At 49.3% G+C, this 3,368-nt stretch carries 3 protein-coding genes and 1 pseudogene; 2 read left to right on the forward strand and 2 right to left on the reverse strand.

Going from position 1 to position 3,368, the window contains the following annotated elements; translation table 11 throughout:
• The first annotated feature begins 244 nt into the window (after window positions 1-244).
• Window positions 245-1,380 (forward strand): IS3 family transposase gene (locus ACMV5H_RS25150; RefSeq protein WP_414822759.1). Its coding sequence is split into 2 segments (ribosomal slippage): window positions 245-491 and window positions 491-1,380, totalling 1,137 coding nucleotides; the frame shifts between segments, so codons are not numbered across the junction.
• Between the two features lie 161 nt (window positions 1,381-1,541).
• Here the strand turns inward: ACMV5H_RS25150 and ACMV5H_RS25155 are convergent.
• Window positions 1,542-2,236, reverse strand: a protein-coding gene (locus ACMV5H_RS25155) for an IS1 family transposase (RefSeq protein ID WP_414821313.1) whose coding sequence is annotated in 2 segments (ribosomal slippage) — window positions 1,542-1,990 and window positions 1,990-2,236 — 696 coding nt in all. Because the reading frame shifts where the segments join, the coding sequence is not laid out codon by codon here.
• A gap of 139 nt (window positions 2,237-2,375) precedes the next feature.
• Between ACMV5H_RS25155 and ACMV5H_RS25160 the strand changes: the two genes are divergently transcribed.
• A complete protein-coding gene (locus tag ACMV5H_RS25160; RefSeq protein ID WP_414822760.1) occupies window positions 2,376-2,789 on the forward strand; it encodes a hypothetical protein in 414 nt (137 codons plus the stop codon).
• 76 nt (window positions 2,790-2,865) lie between these two features.
• Here the strand turns inward: ACMV5H_RS25160 and ACMV5H_RS25165 are convergent.
• Window positions 2,866-3,249: pseudogene (locus tag ACMV5H_RS25165) on the reverse strand (helix-turn-helix domain-containing protein); the annotation flags it as partial.
• Window positions 3,250-3,368: the final 119 nt, after the last annotated feature.

Here is a 3,368-nt window from a genome sequence, read left to right on the forward strand (position 1 = left end):
AACACATACTCAACACACGAGGGAGAAAATCTCTGGGCTATCGCTCCCCCAATGAGGTATTTTTAACACACTTACAGGCGGCATAAGCCCCCTGGGTTTTGTTGCGTTTCGAGTGGGAATGGGGCGTTAAGCTCATTTTTTAGCCAGGCATTAAGAGCAATGAGGCTTTCCCACAACCATCTGTTTGGACTGACCCCACCCCGGTAGACGATCCTGCCCTATAGTTTGAGCATAGGAGGAGCGTATGGGCACACCACGATTTACACCTGAATTTAAGGAAGAAGCTGTCCGTCAGGTAACGGAACGCGGTTATTCCGTTGCCGAAGTATCTGACCGTTTGGGCGTTTCTGCACACAGCCTCTATAAGTGGCTACGGGCTATCAAACCTGGTAACAGCGAACAGCATGCTAGGGATTTACTGGAAGCCAAAAGCGAGATCCTGAAACTACGGGCACAGCTAAAACGTACTGAAGAAGAACGGGATATCCTGAAAAAGGCCGCGCGGTACTTTGCAAGGGAGCCCGACTGAAGTACCGCTTTATCAATGAGCACCGCACTGTATGGGGTGTGATGACGATGTGTCGGGTACTGCATGTCGCCCGGGCCGGGTTCTACGCGTGGCTACATAACCCGGTCTCGGCGCGTGATAAAGATAACCAGCGTCTGCTGACGCTTATCCGTGATTCATATTCACTGAGCGGAGGCGTATACGGTTACCGGCGGGTTCATGGCGATCTGAACGAAATCGGGGAAACCTGCGGCAAAAACCGGGTGGGCCGTCTTATGCAACTGAACCGGATTAAAGCCGTGCGGGGCTATAAAGCACCACGGCGTATCGCCGGCCGACCTTCGGTGGTTGCCCCTAATCGCGTACAGCGGCAGTTTACCGTTGTCCGGGCCAATCAGGTCTGGGTCACCGACATCACTTACATCCGCACCTGGCAGGGCTGGTTGTATCTGGCGGTGGTTATCGACCTCTTCGCCCGTAACGTGGTAGGCTGGTCGATGAAGCCTACCCTCTCACGCGAACTGGCACTGGATGCGCTGATGATGGCGGTCTGGCGACGTAAACCGGACAGCGAGGTCATCGTGCACTCAGACCAGGGTTGCCAGTATGGCAGCGACGACTGGCAACGGTTTTGTCGGGGCAATAACCTGGCACCCAGTATGAGCCGGCGTGGTAACTGTTGGGATAATGCAGTGGCCGAATCGTTCTTCAGTTCACTGAAAAAAGAACGCATCAGGAAGAGAATATACAAAACCCGGGATCTAGCCCGGGCGGGTATCTTCGATTACATTGAAGTGTTCTACAACCGGGCCCGGCGTCACAGTCACCTCGGCGGCGTCAGTCCGGAGGCCTTTGAACGGGCCTCGTCGTGAGGACAGAATTTGTCTACGAGCGTGGGGTCAGTCCACTTCAGCCAGATTGAGTAAACCCGCTTTGTGTTTGATGATGGGGTTGTTAGTATAAAGCATGAGAGTTACCTCGCGTTTTGTATAAGGATTCGACACCCATATCAAAACCGGGGTAATGCCTCCAATTAGTAGAACATGTATTTCTCAATAAAGGCACCAATGACTTTTTCATGCAGCTCAACAGAGCGTGAGAAGCAGATAGTTTTGCGAGTGAGTCTTTTGATGCGTGTACGCAGTGTCAGGTTGTTACGCTCAATACGTTGAGTGAATATTTTGCCGGTCAGATGCTTATCCTTCGGCACTTCCCGGCGATAACTACCCCAGTCATCGCTGGTTATCATTCCGATATTAAAAGGGGTGAGTAGAACCAGCAGCTCACGGCAGGTTTCATCCGTGCGGGGGCCAAATGTATAGGCCAGGACTCCGCCTGTTTTGGTGTTGTACGCATACCAGAGCCAATGCTGCCGGGCTTTACTGCCGACAAAGCTCCATTGCTCATCGAGTTCGCAGATAAGTGCTACGTCAGCATGAGCAACTGGAGAGGATGTTATTCGTCGCGGCGCGAGTTTTTTAAAGTGCGAATGACGGTGTTAATGCCGATTTTCAGCGTCCTTGCGGTATCGCGAACACCGGCACCGTTGAACGCCATTTCGGTGATCTGCTCTTTGACACCCGGCTTACGGGCTTCGTAGGTGTAAGTTAGGAGAAACACGCGGTGGCAGTCACGGCAGCGAAATCTGTCACGGCCTTTAGGGTTCTGCCCATGCCGGTAAATCTGAGCAGACTGACAACGGGGACAATGAACATTAACGCTGGCCATGAGAGAACCTCAAAAACGAGCATTATACAGCAAGTTCAACCAATTGGAGCCATTACCAAAACCGGTAACTCTCAACCTTTCAAGAGCCAGTGTCAGATCAAGTCGCGACTAATACATATAATTTATGGGAGTAGCTACTATGTTCAGTAAAGACCATCGCATTAATATGCACATCAACAATGGTTTGTTTAACGGGAAAATTGTTTACATTCATTACACTTCTAAGGAAGGACTTAATGCGATAAAAATGCAAAGAAAAATATCAGCAAATCCAAATCGTGAACGGAGGGGAACAAACGCCAAAAAAGGGGTATATCTCACCTTAGCCAAAGATGCTATGAATGGCCGGAATGCACATAACCTTTTGTTTCTTGGTGAAGAAAGATACGAGTTAAGTGCTATGTACTGCATTATTTTTGTCTTCAATAGTCCTCGTTACCTGAGTTCAGCTCCCATCACCTCTGGGAGTCATGTGACAGAGGTGATTTCATTGGATGATATATATTTTCATCAAATCAATATCATATATGATGGTAAAAACCCTTTTAATTAAAAAACACATCTCATAGAGTGGTATTGTTATGTTTAAGGGGGCTTACCGAAAAATTTTATCCTACAAATGAATTCTTCTAAGCTGTTTCACCCTGTTTCCGATACAAAGCCTGAATTCGACAAACTTGCGAAGTGCTGTAGCCTGTAGCGTCAGCTGTTTCCTTGATACTCAGGCTTTTTACTTGTCGATAATATAATACTTTCTGGTGCCGCTCTTGGTCTGCCTGTTTGCCCCGGTATTTACCCAGCGTATGTGCCCGTTCAATCCCCTGTTTTTGCCGATGGCGGCGACTCAGCCAGTCTTTATGCGACATTGCGGCCATCAGGTCGATAAGCATGTTATTGATGGCGGTTATTACTGCGCGGGTGATCGGGTCGACCTGCGAAGGGTCTTTATCTGACAGTGCCTGCCATGATGTGGGCACATCCAGGCTGACAATTCGCAACTCATGTTGCAAAATGGCGTCTGAATCGATCACTGTTTGGCATTCGAATCGATCATGATTTGGCATGCATCTCCGATCGCGATTTGGCATCACAATCGATCACGGTTTGGCATGCCTCCGATCAGGGTTTGGCA

This window comes from Serratia sp. N21D137, assembly GCF_047530005.1.
Lineage (GTDB): Bacteria > Pseudomonadota > Gammaproteobacteria > Enterobacterales > Enterobacteriaceae > Chania > Chania fonticola_B.